Genomic DNA, 17,102 nt, shown 5'->3' on the forward strand with positions numbered 1-17,102 from the left:
CCTCGCTTGGGAAAGGGCCTCGGATGTTCTGCTTCCCCCCCCCAAATCTTTTTTGGGGGCCCCCGCGCCGTCCGGGTCGAGGACGGTCAGCCGCCGCCGTGCGGGGCCTCGGGGTCGATGTCGTCCTGGCGCGGCGCGGCCCGTCCGGGGCCGCCCGGTGCGGGTGTGCCCGCGCCCGGGGCGCCGGTCGCGCCGCCGACTCCGCCGGGCGCGACGGGGGGCATCGGCGGGTAGGGCACGCCGAGGCCGTTCGGCGGCGCCACGGGGGCGTCACCGCCGCGGACGTGGTCCTGCCCCGGGCCGTGGGCGGACCCCGGCCGGGCCGCGCCCCGCAGCAGGTAGGCCGCGACGCCGAGCAGGGCGGCCGTGATCAGCGCGGCGGCCCAGCCGGGCAGGGCGAGGGCGAGGGCCAGGCCCACGGCGAGGGCGAGGGCGGCGCCCGCGTACAGGGCGGCGGCACCGGACGCGGCGTACAGCGTGGCCTTGCGGCGCTGCTTCCTCGTCTGCTCGCGCAGCTCGTCGCGCACGGTCTCGCGTGCCACCTGCGCCAGTTCGTCGACCAGATGCTTGTCCAGGTGTTCCAAGTGATCCATGCGGTCCATGTCCCGCGGGTACCCGCGTCCGGGGCTTCCATGGGGGACCGCGGGACCGGCCCCGCGGCCTCCAACTAGGCTCGTCCGCATGGACATTCTGGGAGCCACACTGCGCATCTACGTCGACGACCTGGAGAAGGCGATCCCCTTCTACGAAGGTCTGGCCGGGGGCCAGGCCCTGCGTTTCGAACGCGGCGGCGTCCACGTCGCCGCGGTCGGCTGCTTCCTGCTGATGAGCGGGCCCGAGTCCCAGCTCGAGGTGTTGCGCAAGGTGGTCGCGACGATCGCCGTGGCGGATGTCGACGAGACCCACCGGGTCCTGACCTCGCTGGGCGCGGACGTCATCGCGGGGCCGGTCCCGACGCCCGCCGGCCGCAACCTGATCGCCCGGCATCCCGACGGGGCGATCTACGAGTACGTGGACCGGCGGGCGTAGGGCCAGGGCCGGACGGGGCTCACTCCCCGTCCGGCCGCATCCGGAAGTCGTACCGGTCCGGGAGCGGTTCGTCGCCGAGCCGGGCCCACAGGCGGCCGATGACCTCGTCGCCCTCCCGCAGGTCGGCGACCTCGAAGCCCTCGTCGAAGACGGTCCGTGCCTCCTCGTGCCGGCCCTCGGCGACCAGCAGCGCCGCCTCGGCCAGCCGGAACCGGCCGCGGGCGCGGGTCGCGGGGTGCAGCCGCTCGCACACGGCACGGGCGTCCGCCACGCGCCCGGACGCGAGCAGCGCCTCGACGGCCTCGCGGCCGAGCGCGGCGGTGACGGCCGCCCACCGCTCGTCACCGCTCGGGGCCGACTCCTCCCGAAGCTGCCCGCACAGGTCGTCGAAGGCCGCGGCGTAGCGGTCGGCGGCCCGCTCGTGGTGGCCACCCTCCTGGTCGGCGACGGCGAGGCAGCGCAGCAGCGGCCAGGCGGCGGTGGCGGTCTTCAGGCCCCGTTCCCAACTGCGCACCGCCTGGGCCCGGTCACCGCCGTGCCACTGCGCGACACCGAGGTGGTACTCGGCGGCGGGTGTGGCGGCCGTGGTCTCCAGCATGTCCCGCCAGGGCCGGGCGACCAGCGTGCCACCGGGCGGTTCGCCGCGCCCCGGTTCGGGCAGCGAACCGGCACGCAGCAACTGCAGCCAGGGCCGCTGCTCCTCGCCCAGGGTGCTCTCCTCGAAGGGAGTGCCGGGCAGCTTCCAGCCCGCGCGCAGCACCTCGAGCGCGCCCCAGCCCGACCCGGTGGCGAGACCCTCGCCGGGCTCGGCGTCGGCGTACGGCTGCCAGGCCGCGTACGCCGCGTCGACGCCGGCGCGCGGCAGGACCGTCTCCAGCCGGTCCTCGGCGCCGCGCAGTACGGCCTGCCACTCGCCCCCGGGCGGCGCGTCGAGCGGCCCGTACGCCTCCAGCCAGGACACCTCGCTCTCCGCCTCCAGCCTGACGTGCTCCAACTGGGTGCGGGCGAGCCCCGCCTGGATCTCGCAGTAGCCGCCGGTGCCGGGCTCGGTGAGCCACTCCTGCCAGCGCCGCCCGCCGGGGCCCGTGCCCCACACGAACAGCTTGCGGCCGCGCAGTGTGTCGGTCGACGTCTGCACCAGCCCGTGGCCCCGCTCGTCGAGCGCGGCGATCCAGCGGCGCCGCCCCTCGGGCACCTCGTAGAACCAGTCGGCGGCGTACCTGCTGTTCAGCGGGTACGTCCGGTCGGCTCCGCCGTACGAGGGCACGGGCACCCGGCGCAGCCGCCGCTCGTAGCCGAAGTGCCAGGCCTCGTCGGCCGGGGCCAGGACGCGCCGTTCCTCGGGGACGGCGGTGTTGGACCACCAGTACGTGGGCACCGCCCGCTCGTGCGGATTGCGGATGCGGACGCCGACGTGGAGGAAGTCCGAGCCGTCCGGCAGCCACAGGTCGACCTGGAACGGCAGGTCGCGCAGCCGCTCCCACTCCCACAGGCGCAGCATCTCCCCGCCGTCGGGGGCGGGCACGCGGGCGGCGTGCACGGGCGAGCAGGACAGGGCGGTGTGGCCGGTGGCACCGATGTTCCACTCGATGCCGCCGGAGTACCAGGCGCCGTTGAGGGCGAAGTTGGCGGGCTGGAACACGGGGTTGGCGTAGAGGAGTTCGCGGTCGGTCGGCTTGTGGTGGAGGGAGGCGACGCGACCGCCGAGCCCCGGCAGGACGGTGGCCCGCAGCCGGTCGTTCTCGATGACGAGGGCGTCGAACGCGCGGGGTGCGCGCACCCGCCCGTAGCCGTCCCGGACCGGCGCGGGCAGCAGGCTGCGCAGGGGTTCGTAACCGACCTGGCGGGCCATGTCGCGCGGCAGGCCGGCCCGGTCGCGTTCGTCGATGCGGTGGGCCTCGTCCAGGGGGCGCAGCGGCGGCAGGGGGTTGTCCGGTCCCAGCGGCGCGGCGGGCAGGGTCAGTACCTCACGTCGGATCGTCGTCACGCTTCCCCATGGAAGCCGTTCACCGGTGCCGTGAACAGGGGCGCCGCCGGCCGTCTTCGGGCGATGTCGCTCACGTTCAATTGCCTGGGGTCCGCGTCCGCGGCGGCGTAGGGTCGGGCGGTCGGCACGCGTACGAAGGAGCGGCATGAGTGAGCAGCACACCTACCGGGTGATCGTCCGGGGCACCTGGGAGGGGCTCAGCGATCGGGCCCGTGCCCGGCTGCTCGCCGAGGCCGCGGAGCACGGGATGGCGAGCATGCGCTTCACCGAGGAGGGTTCCCTGACGTACGAATCCTCGCCGCTGAAGCACTTCTCGATGCGGTACGTCGTGGTGTCGGACGCGGCGGACGGCGAGGAGATGGCGGGTGCGATCGCCGAGGACCGGGCGGAGACGGCGCTGCGCGGGCTCGGCTACGGGTTCCGGGATCTGCGGTCGACGGTGACGGACCTGGACACGATGAAGATCAACCGGAAGTCACGGTCTCGGCGGTGATCGCCCAGCGCTGGTGGTCCCGCCAGGCCCCGTCGACGAAGAGCATCCTCGGCGAGAAGCCCTCCAGGTGGAAGCCGCAGGCGCGGGCCAGCGCGATCGAGGCCGCGTTGCCGGGCTGCACGTTGATCTCCAGCCGGTGCAGCCGCATCGGTCCGAAGGCGTACCGCACGACGAGGTCCAGTCCCTCGCGCATCAGGCCGCGCCCCGCCGCGTGCGCGAAGGCGCCGTAGCCGAGCGCTCCGCTGAGGAAGCCGCCCTCGACGATGTTGTTGATGTTGACGAACCCCGCGATGGAGCCGCCGTCGGTACCCCGCGCCTCCTTCTCGCACACGAGGAACCCGGCCTTGGTGCGGTCCTCGGTCAGCCGGGCCGCGTAGGCCTGGTACGCGGTGGCGCTGTCCGGCGGGAAGAGCCAGGGGTGGTGCAGGTCCTTGCTCTGCCGGGCCCGGGCGGTGAACTCGGCGCCGTCCTCGGGGGTGAAGTGCCGTATGCCCACGCGAGGGCCTTCGGCGAGGTGGCGGGACGTGTGGTGCGGCATTCCGCCAGCCTACGACGGCGTGCCGCCCCGCGCGGTGCCGGTCAGCGCGGTGCCGGTCAGCGCGGTGCCGGTCAGCGCAGTGCCGGTCAGCGCAGTGCCGGCCGGTCCAGCGTCAGGGTGGCGGCGTCCGCGTCCAGTTCCGCCGTTACGCCGAACGGGACGGTCAGCGCCCCCTCGCAGTGGCCGAAGCCGAAGTCCTCGACCACCGGCACGCCGAGGCCGCCGAGCCGGTCGGCGAGCATCGGCCGCAGCCCCGCGTACGGCTCGCACGCGTGCCAGGAGCCGAGCAGGACACCGCCGACCCCGTCGAGCCAGCCGGCCCGCAGCAGCTGGGTGAGGTAGCGGTCCAGCCGGTAGGTCTCCTCCCCCACGTCCTCCAGGCACAGCAGCCCGCCGCGTGCCCGGGGGCGGGCGTGCGCGGTGCCCAGTTCGGCGGCGAGCAGGCACAGGCAGCCGCCGAGGGTGACACCCCGTGCCCGGCCGGGCACCAGCGGCCTGCCGCCGGAGGCGATGACGCGTACGGTCTCCGGGGCGAACAGGGTGGCCCGCAGGTGCTCCTGGGCCCGGGCGTTCTTGAGGAAGTCGGTCCCCGCCGCCATGGGCCCGTGCAGGGTGACCAGGCCCAGCCGGGTGGCGAACGCCTCGTGCAGGGCGGTGATGTCGCTGAAGCCGACGAAGACCTTGGGGCCGGCGGCGCGCATCGCCTCCCAGTCGAGCAGGTCGGTCATGCGCTGGACGCCGTACCCGCCACGGGCGCACAGGACCGCGTCCCCGGACGGGTCGCACCAGGCGGCCTGGAGGTCGGCGGCCCGGTCGGCGTCGGTGCCCGCGAGGTAGTCGAAGGTGCCGTGCCGGTCGAGGACGTGCGGGGCCACGACCGGGTCGAGGTCCCAGGCGCGCAGGACGTCCAGGCCCGCCTGCAGCCTCTCCTCGGGCACGGGCCCGCTGGGCGCGACGACGGCGACCCGGGCGCCGGGGGCGAGCCGGAGGGGCCGGGCCAGTTCCCTCACCTGGTCAGCTCCAGCGTCGGGATGCCGCCCGGGGCGAGGCCGAAGGTCTGGGCGTACAGGGAGAGTTCGGCCTCCAGGGCGCGCACCATGGTGTCCGCCCGGCGGAATCCGTGGCCCTCGCCCTCGAAGGCGAGGTAGGCGTGCGGCACGCCCCGGCCCGCCGTGCGGGCGAGGAACCGTTCGCACTGGACGGGCGGGCAGATCACGTCGTCCAGCCCCTGGAGCAGCAGGAACGGCGCGGTGATCCGGTCGGCGTGCTCGGCGGGCGACCGCTCGGCGTACCGCTCGGGCACCTCGGCGTACGGGCCGATGAGGCTCTCCAGGTACCGGGACTCGAAGTCGTGGGTCTCGCCCGCGCCCCAGCCGGTCAGGTCGAGGACCGGGTAGACGATGGTGCCGCAGGCGTAGACGTCGGTGGTGGCCAGCGAGGCCGCGGCCGTCCAGCCGCCGGCGCTGCCGCCCCGCACGCCGAGCCGTTCCCGGTCGGCGGTGCCCTCGTCCGCGAGGGCGAGGGCGACGGCCGCGCAGTCCTCGACGTCGACCACGCCCCACTGCCCGCGCAGCCGGTTGCGGTACTCCCTGCCGTACCCCGTGGAGCCGCCGTAGTCGACCTCCGCGACGCCGATGCCGCGCGAGGTGAAGTAGACGATCTCCAGGTCCAGGACCAGCGGCGACCGGCTGGTGGGACCGCCGTGCGCCCAGACCACGTACGGCGGCAGCTCGCCGTCCGGGGCGCGGCAGCCGGGGTGGTGCGGCGGGTGGAGGCGGGCGTGGATCTCGCGCCCGGCGGGCCCGGTGAAGGTGCGGACCTGCGGCTCGGGGTAGTACGCGGGATCGACGGCGTCGACGTGCGGGGCGCCGATCACCCGGGACCGGCCGGTGCGGGCGTCCAGCTCGACCACCTCGTAGGAGCTGCGCGGGCTCGCGCCGACGGCCGCGATCCGTTCGCCGTGGGCGTCGAGGGTGGCCGCGAACTCGGTCCAGGGGCCGGCCGCGTCGACGACCTCGCCGGTCTCGGGGTCGAGTATGCCGAGGACGGCGGCGCCCCGGCCGTGCAGGACGGCGACGAGGCCGCTGTCCAGCGGGGCGAACCAGCGCTGCCCGAGCTTCCACAGCGGCCCGCCGAACTCCTCCTCGCGGGCGCACAGCGGCTGTCCGTCGCGGTAGAGGTTCCACCAGCCGGTGCGGTCGGAGGCGTGGAGCAGGGAGCCGTCGGGGGCCCACTCCACCTGGGCGATCGACTCCTCGGGCCCGCCGGCGACCGTCCGCGCGTCCCGGAGGGTTCCCTCGGGGCCGATCTCGGCGACGATCAGCTCGGTGCCGTCCCAGGGCATGCGCGGGTGGTCCCAGGCCAGCCAGGCCGCGCGCCGGCCGTCGGGCGAGAGGCGGGGGCCGGTGACGAAGCGGTGGCGGTCGCCGGTGAGTTCACGGACGGCGTCCCGGTCGTCGGCCGCCGAGCCGTCCAGCGGCACGGCCACGGGCACCCGGCGCACGTCGGTGGGCCCGTCACCGGTGAACTCCTCCAGGACGCACCAGACCTCACCGCGCCCGGGACGCAGCTGCGGCTCGGCCCAGCGCAGCCCGTCTCCCACCGGGGAGACCGGCGTCAGGGGGCGGGGCTCGCCGCCGCCCGGCTCCTGGACGTACAGCCGCTGGTCGGTGAAGTGCACGAAGACCAGCAGCGGCCCGGCGTCGGTCATGCGCGCGGCCCAGGGCCGGCCGCCGTACTCGATGACACGGCTGCGCACGTTCCACGGCGCGGGCAGCACCGGTTCCTCGGTGCCGTCGGGACGCCGTCGCACCAGCGTGCGCCGGCCGCCCTCGGCGGGCCGGGGCGCGGTCCACCACACCTCGTCCCCGACGAAACCGACGTCGTCGGGCCGTCCGTCGTGCGCGGCGGCGAGGGCCGCGTCGAGGGGTGAGGGCCACGATCCGTACGCCAGGGTCCGCACTGACTCCGCCACTTCTCCTCCAGTCTCGCTTCTAGGCCGTACGCAGGAACCGGTCGAGGACGCGGACGCCGAAGTGCAGCGCCTCGACGGGGACGCGTTCGTCCACACCGTGGAAAAGGGCCTGGTAGTCGAAGCCCTCGGGCAGCTTCAGCGGCGTGAACCCGTAGCCGGTGATGCCGAGCCGCGAGAACTGCTTGGCGTCCGTGCCGCCGGACATGCAGTACGGCACCACGTGCCCCTCCGGGGCGAACTCCTCGACGGCGGCCCGCATCCGGGCGTAGGTCGGCGAATCCACCGGCGCCTGGAGGGCGACCTCGCGGTGGACAAACTCCCAGTCCACGTCCGGTCCGGTGAGCCGGTCGAGGGTGCTGCGGAACTCGTCCTCACAGCCGTGCAGGAAGCGCCCGTCGACGTGCGCGGCGGCTTCGCCGGGGATGACGTTGACCTTGTAGCCGGCGTCCAGCATGGTCGGGTTGCTGCTGTTGCGGACGGTGGCCTCGACCAGCTTGGCGGCGGGCCCGAGCTTGTCCAGCAGGGCGTCGACGTCCCTGAGGTCGGTCTCGATGCCGTGGACGGCGGCGAGTTCGCGCAGGGCGGCGCGCACGGTCGGGGTCAGCCGCAGCGGCCACTCGTGGTCGCCGATGCGGGTGACCGCCGCCGCGAGCCGGGTGACCGCGTTCTCCCGGTTGACCTTGGAGCCGTGGCCGGCCCGCCCGCGCGCGGTGAGCTTCAGCCAGCCCGTGCCGCGTTCACCGGCGGCGATCGGGTAGAACTGCCGGCCGGCGCCGTCGTGGAAGGTGAACGCCCCGGACTCGCTGACGCCCTCGGTGCAGCCCTCGAACAGGCCGGCGTGCCGGTCGGCGAGGAAGCCGGAGCCGTCCTCGGCGCTGGCCTCCTCGTCCGCGGTGAACGCGATCACGACGTCCCGCCGGGGTCGTACGCCCCGCCGGGCCCAGTCGCGGACGACGGCCAGGATCATCGCGTCCATGTTCTTCATGTCGACCGCGCCGCGCCCCCAGACGACCCCGTCGCGGATCTCCCCGGAGAACGGGTGCACGCTCCAGTCGGCGGCCTCGGCGGGCACCACGTCCAGGTGGCCGTGCAGGAGCAGCGCGCCCGCCGACGGGTCGGTGCCCTCGACGCGGGCGACGACGTTGGCCCGGCCCCTGGTCCGCTCCAGCAGCGTGGGCTCGATCCCCGCCTCGGCGAGCCGCTCGGCCGCGTACTCGGCGGCCGGGCGCTCCCGGCAGTCGCCGCCGCCCCGGTTGGTGGTGTCGATCCGGATGAGTTCGGAGGTGAACCGGACGACCTCCTCCAGCGCCAGTGCGCCGGTGTGCTGCGGCTGCTCAGCCATATTGCTCCTCCACGGCGGCGGAGGCGATCGTGGTGACCGCCTTGAAGGTACGGATCGTCTCGAACATGGTGGCGTGGGTGTACGCCACCTTGCGTTCCCCGGCCGGGGCCACGCCCGGTACCACGGTCGAGGCCGCGGCCAGGTGCTCGGCGTCGAACTCCACCACGACGGTGTACGGTCCGCCGCTCACCGGCTCGTACCGCACCGCGAGCGCCGTCGCCTCCTTGGCCGCCGCCCGGATGTCGGCGGCGGTCCTGGCCGGCGTCCGGCACACGGCCGCGTAGCGCGACACGTGGTCCTTGACGGCGACCTTCCGTGCCTCGGGCGCGTACCCGAGCGCGTCCTCGCAGGCCACGTCGTCGCCGGTGACCAGGACCACCGGCACTCCGTACTCGGCGACGACGTGCGCGTTGAGCAGGCCCTCACTGGCCCGTACGCCGTTCAGCCACACGCCGGTGATCTGGTTGGCGAGGTAGGTGTGCGCGAGGACGCCCTCCATGCCGGCGCCGGCGTGGTACCCGACGAAGGCGATGCCGTCCACGTCGCCGTGCTGCACGCCCTCCACCATGGAGAGGGCCTTGTGGCGGCCGGTGAGCATCCGGGTGCGCTCGTCGAGCCGCTCCAGGAGCAGGTTGCGCATGGTCCAGTGGGCCTCGTTGACGAGCACCTCGTCGGCGCCGCCGTCCAGGAAGCCCAGCACGGCGGCGTTCACGTCCGAGGTGAACATCGACCGGCACCGCTCCCACTGCGGCGTCCCCGGCAGCACGTCGGCCGGCCAGGTGACGCCGGTGGCGCCTTCCATGTCGGCGCTGATGAGGATCTTCATGGGGCGCCACGTTACGCGCCGGGGCGGAAGGGGGCTACGAAGGAGGGGAGACGGCTGCCACCAGTGCTCGGACGACGCCCCGGCCGCAGCGGCGCGCCACCGCGGGGGCCGGTCCCGGGAGGGAGGGCCGGACGCCGTTCCCGGTGCCGGAACCGGGCCGGCCGGCCGGTTCCGGGCGCTCCGTCAGGCGCACGGCGCTCTCGTACGCGGACTCCGCCCGGTCGCCCGCCCCGGTGGGCGGGAAGACGACCGCACTCGGGTGTCATCGGCGGGCGGGCTGCGTCACCCCGTGCCCCGCCCCGTCACCCTCCACGTCGACGGCAGCTCGATCCTGGCGCCGTCCACCGTGTACTCCGTGGTGTACAGCGGCAGTTCACCGCTCGACAGGACGGTCAGACCGGCCGCGCGGAGGTACTCCGGCACCGCGTCGTCGGGTACGGCTCCGGGCGTCAGGCCGTGCCGCAGGACGGGGGCGAGCTTGGCCGGCGGGCCCTCGGGCTCCTGTGCCAGCCGCGCCAGGACCGTCCCGGCGGCCTGGGTGGGCTCGACCAGGAAGGCGCGTCCGCGGGCGCCGAGGAGTGCGGCGAGGGCGTCGGCCAGCGGCTGCCGGTCGTCGGGTTCGCACTGGTGCAGGACGCCCCGCACATAGACGTTGGCGTCCCCGATCTCGGCGTGCAGCATCTCCGTCTCGGCCTTGTCGGCGGCGTCCAGCCGCCGGTACACGGCCTGCCCTGCGGGATCGGAGCGGCGGGCGCGGTCGAGGGCGGCGGTGCTCAGGTCGGCGCCGACGACGTGCGGGAAGCGGTCGGCGAGGTAGCGGGTCTGGGTGCCGTTGCCGCAGCCGAGGTCGATCATCGGCAGGCCGGGGTCGAGCAGGTACGGCTCGAAGTGGGCCAGGTGGCGGCCGGCGGTCAGCATCGGCTCCGCGTCCCAGAACACCGCCCCCTGCCCCTCGGGCGCCTCACTCCAGAAGCTCTCCCAGGCGTCCCGGTACCGACTCGTCACGCTCATGCCCGTCTCCCCAGGTACGACGACGTACGGGCCCGTCGGAGGCGACGGGCCCGTACGGTGTACCGCGCCCGGCGCACGGCCACAAGCGCCCGGCGCATTCCTTCACCGGACGTGCGAACGGCACGCGCCCCCACCGCCTCCCTCGCCGCGGTCCCACCGCAGCCCGTCCGCGCCGGCGGGCGGCCCGAGCAGCCGCTTCGGGGCCGGATGTGCCGGCGGCGGGGGGATCGGTGGCGCGCGAACACACCGGCGTGCGCCCGCACGCCGGTGCCCGCGGTCAGTCCTCGTGCCCGAGCTGGAGGTCGCGCTCCGTACGGCCGCCGCCGGCCACCTGGAGCACGGTGGCGACGGGCGGGTAGCCGGCGGCGATGACGGTGTACTCGCCGGAGGCCAGGTCGACGAAGCGGAAGGTGCCGTCCGGTCCGGTGGTCAGCGTGTCCACCACGTTGCCCGCCGCGTCGAGCAGCGTGACCCGCGCGTCCTCCACGATCCGTCCGCCGCCGGCGCGCACCGTGCCGCGCAGCACGACGCCGCCGGCCAGCTCCACGTCCTGGCGGGTCTCCCGGGCGGCCTGGACGCTGACGGGCAGCGCGGCCGGGCGGAAGGCGGGGGCACTGGCGGCCAGGGTGTACTCGCCGGCCACCAGCTCGGTGATGACGTAGCCGCCCTCCCGGCCGCTGCGGGTGGTGGCGACGACCTCTCCGTGGACGTTGGTGAGCGTGACGGCCGCGTCGCGCACCGGGCTGCCGTCGGCGGTGAGCACGCTGCCGGCGAGGCGCCCGGCGCCGCCGAGGACGACGTCCAGTTCGACCGGGCGCTCGCCGACGGTCACGGAGACCGCCTGCGGCTGGTGGCCGCCGGCCGCGGCGATCAGGACGTACGCCCCCGAGCCCGGGGTGGCCAGCGCGTAGCGGCCGTCGTCGCCACTGGCGCCCCGGCCGATCTGCCGGCCGCCGACATCGATGAGGGTGAGCGCCGCGCGGGGCACGGCGGTGCCGTCGGGGTGCTGCACCGTGCCGCAGACCGGAAGGCCGGCCGCGTGGGCGGTACGGGCCTGCGGGACCTGGGCGGGGTGGGCGGTCGTCTCCGGTCCGGAGACGGGGGCGTGGTGGGACACCAGTGGTTTCTCCTTGAGGAAGAAGGCGATGAACAGCCCGAGGGCGAGCACCGGCACCAGGTAGAGGAAGATCCGCGGCATGGCGTCGGCGTACGCCCCGATGTAGGCGTCGCGCAGTGCCGGGGGCAGGGAGTGGACGAGCTGGGGGGTGATGGCCTCGGCGTCGGGCAGTCCGGCGCCCGCCTCGGCGGGGATCCGGTCGGCGAGGGCGTCGGTGAGCCGGCCGGCGAAGAGCGTGCCGAAGACGGCCGCGCCGACGCTGCCGCCGATCTGCCGGAAGTAGTTGTTGGCGCTGGTGGCGGTGCCCAGGTCGGCGGGGCGCACGGAGTTCTGCACGGCGAGGACGAGGACGGGCATCACCATGCCGATGCCGGCGCCGAGGACGGCCATCCAGACGCTGTAGTGCAGCCGGGGCGTGTCGGCGTCGAGCCGGGACAGCAGCCACATGCCGACGACGGACAGCACGCTGCCGAGGATCGGGTGGGACCGGTAGTGCCCGGTGCGGCTGATCAACTGCCCGGAGATGATCGAGGCGCCGACGATGCCGCCCATCATCGGCAGCATCAGCAGGCCGGACTCGGTGGCGGTGGCACCGTCGACCATCTGCAGGAAGGTCGGCAGGTAGCTGGCGGCGCCGAAGAGGGCGATGCCGATGACGAGCCCGACCAGGCCGGTGACGTTGAAGACGGAGTCCCGGAACAGCCGAAGCGGGATGAGCGGTTCGGGTGCGAAGTGTTCGGCGACCAGGAAGAGGACGGTGGCCGCGACCGCCCCGGCGGCGAGACCGAGGATGACCTTCGATCCCCACGGGTACTCGGTGCCGCCCCAGCTGGTCAGCAGTACCAGGCAGGTGGAGGCGGCGGTGAGCAGCAGCGCGCCGGGGACGTCGAGACGGGGTTTGACCTGCGGCTTGGGCAGTTTCAGCACGACGGCGACGACGGCCATGGTCACCAGGCCGAAGGGCACGTTGATGTAGAAGCACCAGCGCCAGGAGTGGTGGTCGGTGAAGTAGCCGCCCAGCAGCGGACCGGCGACCGAGGCGAGTCCGAAGGCGGCGCCGATCAGCCCCATGAAACGGCCGCGCTCGCGGGGCGGCACGATGTCCGCGATGATCGCCTGCACGCCGATCATGAGGCCGCCCGCGCCGACGCCCTGCACGGCGCGGAAGGCGATCAGCTGGTCCATGGTCTGCGCCCGGCCGGCGAGGGCCGAGCCGACGATGAACACCAGGATGGCGAACTGGAAGACGCCCTTGCGCCCGAAGAGGTCGCCGAGCTTGCCGTAGACCGGCAGGCCGACGGTGGAGGTGAGCAGGTAGGCGGTGATCGCCCAGGACATCTTGTCCAGGCCGTGCAGCTCACCGACGATCTTCGGCAGCGCCGTGGCGACGATCATCTGCTCCAGGGCGGCGAGCAGCAGCGCCAGCATCAGTCCGACGAAGACGAGCCGCACCCGGCGCGGGCTCAGGCCCGCACCCGGTCCGGGCCTCGGTGCGGGGGGTTCGGGAGGCGCGGTGACCGGTTCGTCCTGCACCAGAGTGATCCCGCCCATGGCCCGCTCCCCTCGTCACACCTGCTCACAATTGCCGCCTGATGCGACAACTGCGAACAAGTGCGACGAGTTACGGAAGTGCGGCGTTTTCGGACGCAGATCACTCGAACCGGTGAGACAGCCAACGGCCGCCCGGGGCTTGGCCTTTGGCTACTTCTCGACCTCGGCCGCGAGCTTGGCGAGCAGCGCGTCGTAGATCCGGGCGAGGCCCTTGGGGGCGAAGGTCTTCTCGAAGAAGCCGCCGATGCCGCCGGCCCCCTGCCAGGTGGTGACGACGACCACCCGGGACCTGCCCTCACCGGCCGGGGTGACCCGCCAGGTGGTGACCATGGAGGAGTTGCGGTCCTTCTCGACCAGCTCGCCGTCGGACGGCTCGGTGACCTCCAGCAGGCAGTCCCGGACGCGCTTGCTGGTCGCCTGGAGCTTCCAGTGCACGAGGGTGCCCTCACCGTCCCCGCCCTCGCGGACCTCGTACTCGCTGAAGTGCTCGGGCAGCAGCTTCGCGCGGGTGCCGCTGTAGTCGGCGAGGGTGTCGAACACCGTCTCCGCGTCCGCCGCGACGATCCGCTCCGTCTCCGCCTCGACCTGCGCCATCGGGTTCCTCCAGGGCCTGGTGTTCCGGGTCGGGGCAAGCCAACCACCCCACCGCCCGGCCACCAAATCGGGGGACGTGAAGCGGCCCGCGTGACGCGCCCGCACGAGCAAGGGAACAGGTGCTTTATCGGGGGGCAGAGCCACCGAGGAGGCGTCAACGCGCTCCGGTGAATCCAGTAGCGGCCGCGGCACGGGAGTTCGAGGAGGAGACGGGGTGGCGCCCCGGTCCCATACAGCTGCTCCTCGCCGTGGATCCCATGCCGGGGATCTCGACGAGTCACCACCGCGTCTACTGGTCCGACACGGCGGAACGCGTCGGTGAACCACTCGACAGCTTCGAGTCGGCACGCCGCGAATGGGTGCCGCTGGCGCGAGTCCCCGAGCTGGTTGCCCGCGGCGAGGTCCGATCCGCGAACGCGGCCGCCGCTCTCCCCGTGCGGCGCCGCATCCGTCTCGGCTGACCTCAGACATGGGTGATCGCCCCTGGCACGCCCGGCGAGGGCCGTGCCAGGGCGATCAGGCGTACCCGCGGTGGCTCGGGTCCAGTGCTGCGGCCGGCGGGCTGGGCGCACCGCCGCTGTCGGATGGCGCGGGTCTGGCTGGGGAGGCGTCGCACCGGTACCGGGGGGAGGCGTCATGGTGGGAGCAGGCTTGCCGGGCTCGCCCTTGGGACCGCGTGGCCCCGGGACGGGAGCGGGGACGCGGGTGCGGTCGTCGAGCTCGTCGACGGCCTGGCTGGGATCGGGGCCCCTGGGCGTCTCCCCGGAGTCCTTCACCTGCCCGGTGAAACAGCTCAGTTGCCCCGCGCCGACGGGGAGGCCCCGACGGGTCGCGCGGCCGGAGCCGGCGACGGGCCCGCGGCGACCGGACTCGCGGACGCCGGGCCCGCACCCACCGAGCCGGTTCAGTTGTCGCTTCTCTGAGCATTCGAGGGTATCTTCCGGCCCAATCGGGTCAAGTATGAACGGAACGCGTTCTTCCGGAAGTGGGCCCCGGGACGATGCGGCGAGGACCGCGACCCGCGCGGACCGCAGCCTCTCCGCCCTGGGAGTCCTGGGAGAACGCCATGGGACAACGCGCAGCCGTGCTGTGCGGCGCCGCCGTCATCGCCGCCGGGGCCGTCACGGCCCTCCCCGCCGGGGCGAGCGCACCGCACCCCGCGCGCGACGCGGACGCCGCGGCGCTCACCTGGAAGACGTGCGGCACGGAGGGCTACCCGACGCTCCAGTGCGCGACCCTCAGGGTGCCGCTGGACCACGCCCGCCCGAGCGGCGAGCAGATCACGCTGGCCCTCTCCCGCGTCCCGCACACCGCCGAGACCTTCCAGGGCCCGTTGCTGGTCAACCCCGGCGGCCCCGGCGGCAGCGGGCTGACGCTGGCCGGCTTCGTGGCGTCCTCACTGCCCGCGGACGTGGCCGCGCAGTACGACGTCATCGGGTTCGACCCGCGCGGTGTGGGCAGGAGCGAGCCCGCCCTGAACTGCCTGCCGGGCCACTTCGCCCCGGTGCGTCCCGACTCCGTGCCCACCGCGCCGGCCGTCGAGCGGGCCGGCCTCGCACGGGCGAAGGCCTTCGCCGACGCCTGCGGCGAGAAGTACGCGGACGTGCTGCCGTACGTCGACACGGTCAGCGCCGCACGGGACCTGGACGCGGTCCGCAGGGCGCTCGGCGCGGAGCGGATCAACTACTTCGGCTACTCGTACGGCACCTATCTGGGCGCCGTCTACGCCAGGCTCCACCCGGACCGCGTGCGGCGCCTGGTCCTGGACTCCGTGGTCGACCCGACCGCCGTCTGGTACGACGCCAACCTCCGCCAGGACCACGCCTTCGACGACCGCCACCGGGCCTTCCTGGCCTGGATCGCCGCGCACGACGGGGCGTACGGGCTGGGCTCCGACCCGGAGCGGGTCGCAGCCGCGTGGTACGCCATGCGGACGGCGCTGGCGAAGGAGCCGGCGGACGGTAAGGTCGGCGCCTCCGAGCTGGAGGACACCTTCCTCCCCGGCGGCTACTACAACGGCTACTGGCCCTACCTGGCGGAGGCGTTCGCCGCGTACGTGAACGACGCCGACACCGGCCCGCTGGTGGAGGCGTACGAGGACTTCGGTGCCGTGGACGCCTCGGACGAGAACGGCTACAGCGTCTACGCCTCGGTGCAGTGCCGCGACGCCGCCTGGCCGCGCGACTGGGACCGGTGGCGCGACGACAACTGGAACGTGCACGAGAAGGCACCCTTCGTGACATGGAACAACGCCTGGTACAACGCACCGTGCGCCTTCTGGCCCGCGGACTCGCGTCGGCCGGTGGACGTCACCAACCACGAACTGCCGCCGGCCCTGCTGTTCCAGGCGACCGGCGACGCGGCCACCCCGTACGAGGGCGGCGTCACCGCACACCGGCTGCTGCGCGGCTCCGGCCTGGTGGTGGAGGAGGGCGGCGGGAACCACGGCATCACCCTGAGCGGCAACACCTGCCTGGACGAGCACCTGGCCGCGTATCTGGCCGACGGCACCGTGCCGCGCGGCGGCGGCGAGGCGGACGCGGTGTGCGCGGCGCTGCCCGCGCCGCGGCCACTGGAGTCCAGGGCGGTCTCGACGTCCTCACGCGGCTCGACGCTGCACGGACTGCTCGGCTTGCGGAGCTGACGCGTCCGGGGGCCGGCGGCCCCGCCGCCCGCCCGCCCGGGGCGTCGTCGGACCCGTGGTCCACCATGAACACATGAGTGAGCTGACGAGGATCCCCGCGCCCGAGGGCGTCGCGCCCGCCGCCCAGTACAGCCATGTCGTCGCCGGCACCGGACGGTTCGTGGCCGTCTCCGGCCAGCTCGCCCTGGACGAGGACGGCGGGCTGGTCGGCGAGGACGACCCGGCGGCCCAGGCCCGTCAGGTCTTCGAGAATGCGCGCCGGTGCCTGGCGGCGGCCGGCGCCACCTTCGACGACGTGGTGAAGCTGACCTTCTACGTCACGGACACGGCGCACCCGCCCGCGATCCGCGCCGCCCGCGCCGCGCACATACCCGACGACCGGCTGCCGGCCGCCTCGGCGGTGCGGGTCGCGGGGCTGGTCCGGCCGGAGTTCCTGATGGAGATCGAGGCGTTCGCGGTCGTCGCCCCGTGAGCGGGCCCCGCGTACGGGAGATGACCCTCGCCGACTGCGACCGCGTGTCCGCGATCCGGATCCGCGGCTGGCGCACGGCGTACCGGGGCCTCGTGCCGCAGCGGTACCTGGACGGGCTCGACGCGGCGAGGGATGCCGAGCGCCGCCGCGGCCTCTTCGCCCGGCGCCCGGACGACGTGGTGGACCTGGTCGCCGAGGACGCGGCCGGCGAGGTCGTCGGATGGTGCTGCCACGGCCCCTACCGGGACGGGGAACGACGCACCGCCGACGCCGAGTTGTACGCCCTCTACGTGGACCCCGGGCGCCTCGGCACCGGCGTCGGACAGGCGCTGCTGCGGGAGTCGGTCCGCCGCTGCACGGCCGCCGGGCACGCCCGCATGCTCCTGTGGGTGCTGGAGGGCAACGCCCGCGCCCGGCGCTTCTACGAACGGGCGGGTTTCCACGCCGACGGCGCCGGGGAGCCGTTCGAGGTGGAGGGGGTCGCCGTGCCCGAGGTGCGGTACGCGAGGCGGCTGACCGGCTGA

General features: G+C 74.4%; 15 protein-coding genes and 1 pseudogene. 6 read left to right on the top strand and 10 right to left on the bottom strand.

The window, feature by feature from the left end; translation table 11 throughout:
* Positions 1-86: 86 nt before the first annotated feature.
* Positions 87-602 carry a phage holin family protein gene (locus ACVV2G_RS25200; RefSeq protein WP_453845047.1) on the bottom strand — a complete coding sequence of 172 codons (516 nt, stop codon included), beginning with the start codon at positions 600-602 and terminating at the stop codon, positions 87-89.
* A gap of 79 nt (positions 603-681) precedes the next feature.
* On the opposite strand from ACVV2G_RS25200, the gene ACVV2G_RS25205 reads away from it, so the two are divergent.
* Positions 682-1,029: a VOC family protein gene (locus tag ACVV2G_RS25205; protein ID WP_453845048.1), complete on the top strand. Its 348-nt coding sequence runs from the start codon at positions 682-684 to the stop codon at positions 1,027-1,029.
* A gap of 19 nt (positions 1,030-1,048) precedes the next feature.
* Here the strand turns inward: ACVV2G_RS25205 and ACVV2G_RS25210 are convergent, their stop codons facing one another.
* Positions 1,049-3,016, bottom strand: coding sequence for a DUF5107 domain-containing protein (locus ACVV2G_RS25210; RefSeq protein WP_453845049.1), 1,968 nt, complete (start codon positions 3,014-3,016; stop codon positions 1,049-1,051).
* Positions 3,017-3,161: 145 nt separating this feature from the next.
* On the opposite strand from ACVV2G_RS25210, the gene ACVV2G_RS25215 reads away from it, so the two are divergent.
* Positions 3,162-3,509 carry a DUF6204 family protein gene (locus ACVV2G_RS25215; protein ID WP_453845050.1) on the top strand — a complete coding sequence of 116 codons (348 nt, stop codon included), beginning with the start codon at positions 3,162-3,164 and terminating at the stop codon, positions 3,507-3,509.
* Here ACVV2G_RS25215 and ACVV2G_RS25220 read toward each other — a convergent pair.
* The 8 genes from ACVV2G_RS25220 to ACVV2G_RS25255 all read right to left on the bottom strand — a co-directional run bounded on the left by ACVV2G_RS25220 (position 3,481) and on the right by ACVV2G_RS25255 (position 13,462).
* A complete protein-coding gene (locus ACVV2G_RS25220; RefSeq protein ID WP_453845051.1) occupies positions 3,481-4,047 on the bottom strand; it encodes a GNAT family N-acetyltransferase in 567 nt (188 codons plus the stop codon). The two genes, ACVV2G_RS25215 and ACVV2G_RS25220, sit on opposite strands and share 29 nt — an antisense overlap.
* An 86-nt stretch (positions 4,048-4,133) precedes the next feature.
* Complete coding sequence (locus ACVV2G_RS25225; RefSeq protein ID WP_453845052.1) at positions 4,134-5,057, bottom strand: S66 peptidase family protein; 924 nt, start codon at positions 5,055-5,057, stop codon at positions 4,134-4,136.
* Complete coding sequence (locus ACVV2G_RS25230; protein WP_453845053.1) at positions 5,054-7,021, bottom strand: prolyl oligopeptidase family serine peptidase; 1,968 nt, start codon at positions 7,019-7,021, stop codon at positions 5,054-5,056. Before ACVV2G_RS25230 ends, ACVV2G_RS25225 begins: the two co-directional genes overlap by 4 nt.
* Before the next feature lie 19 nt (positions 7,022-7,040).
* A complete protein-coding gene (locus tag ACVV2G_RS25235) occupies positions 7,041-8,363 on the bottom strand; it encodes a M20/M25/M40 family metallo-hydrolase (protein WP_453845054.1) in 1,323 nt (440 codons plus the stop codon).
* Positions 8,356-9,189: a M55 family metallopeptidase gene (locus tag ACVV2G_RS25240; protein WP_453845055.1), complete on the bottom strand. Its 834-nt coding sequence runs from the start codon at positions 9,187-9,189 to the stop codon at positions 8,356-8,358. Before ACVV2G_RS25240 ends, ACVV2G_RS25235 begins: the two co-directional genes overlap by 8 nt.
* Before the next feature lie 282 nt (positions 9,190-9,471).
* Positions 9,472-10,200, bottom strand: a complete 729-nt coding sequence (locus ACVV2G_RS25245; protein WP_453845056.1) for a class I SAM-dependent methyltransferase — start codon at positions 10,198-10,200, stop codon at positions 9,472-9,474.
* A gap of 277 nt (positions 10,201-10,477) precedes the next feature.
* Positions 10,478-12,868: an MFS transporter gene (locus ACVV2G_RS25250; protein WP_453845057.1), complete on the bottom strand. Its 2,391-nt coding sequence runs from the start codon at positions 12,866-12,868 to the stop codon at positions 10,478-10,480.
* A gap of 150 nt (positions 12,869-13,018) precedes the next feature.
* Positions 13,019-13,462, bottom strand: coding sequence for an SRPBCC family protein (locus ACVV2G_RS25255; protein ID WP_453845058.1), 444 nt, complete (start codon positions 13,460-13,462; stop codon positions 13,019-13,021).
* Positions 13,463-13,632: 170 nt separating this feature from the next.
* Between ACVV2G_RS25255 and ACVV2G_RS25260 the strand changes: the two are divergent.
* From ACVV2G_RS25260 to ACVV2G_RS25275, 4 genes and pseudogenes are all read left to right on the top strand, one after another.
* Positions 13,633-13,923, top strand: a pseudogene (locus ACVV2G_RS25260) (NUDIX domain-containing protein); the annotation flags it as partial.
* A 605-nt stretch (positions 13,924-14,528) separates the two neighbouring features.
* Positions 14,529-16,106: an alpha/beta hydrolase gene (locus ACVV2G_RS25265; protein WP_453845059.1), complete on the top strand. Its 1,578-nt coding sequence runs from the start codon at positions 14,529-14,531 to the stop codon at positions 16,104-16,106.
* 73 nt (positions 16,107-16,179) lie between these two features.
* A complete protein-coding gene (locus tag ACVV2G_RS25270; protein ID WP_453845060.1) occupies positions 16,180-16,578 on the top strand; it encodes a RidA family protein in 399 nt (132 codons plus the stop codon).
* Complete coding sequence (locus tag ACVV2G_RS25275) at positions 16,575-17,102, top strand: GNAT family N-acetyltransferase (RefSeq protein ID WP_453845061.1); 528 nt, start codon at positions 16,575-16,577, stop codon at positions 17,100-17,102. Before ACVV2G_RS25270 ends, ACVV2G_RS25275 begins: the two co-directional genes overlap by 4 nt.

The sequence above is a fragment of the Streptomyces sp. JK94 genome, from assembly GCF_053613315.1.